This window comes from Vibrio sp. R-1, assembly GCF_035615595.1.
Classification (GTDB): Bacteria; Pseudomonadota; Gammaproteobacteria; order Enterobacterales; family Vibrionaceae; genus Vibrio; species Vibrio cholerae.
Genome location: NZ_WPDC01000342.1, coordinates 1 through 375 on the forward strand (window position 1 = coordinate 1; position 375 = coordinate 375).

The 375-nt window shown below is 37.1% G+C and carries 1 protein-coding gene; it reads left to right on the plus strand.

What is annotated here, in order from left to right; genetic code table 11:
- Positions 1-274, plus strand: a 274-nt coding sequence (locus GOU96_RS18425) for a DUF1289 domain-containing protein (RefSeq protein ID WP_420719713.1), incomplete at its 5' end; no start/stop codon positions are given.
- Positions 275-375 lie beyond the last annotated feature (101 nt).

Here is a 375-nt window from a genome sequence, read left to right on the forward strand (position 1 = left end):
TTCTGAAAAATTTTCACAGCTCTGCGCTTATAATTCAGACGTGAGGTGCACTATGTCTGAAAATCAAAAAGTTAAAAGAGCTGAACCAATTGAAACTTGTTCATATAAAAGTCCTTGTGTTCGTCATTGTTGTTTAGATGACAAAGATATCTGCATACGTTGTGGTAGGACTCTTGATGAGATATGTCGTTGGAGTAGTGCAACAAATAGCGAAAAACAAGAGATATTAATCAATAGCTTAGCTAGAGTTCAGAGCCGAAATATATCGATATGAAGCATCTTAGTCTTGTGTATATGATGGCTTTTTATCGAATGCTGTTTGGCATAAATGCCTTTCGCTACCCCTTTAAATGGAAGGGTGGGCATCAGAAACAC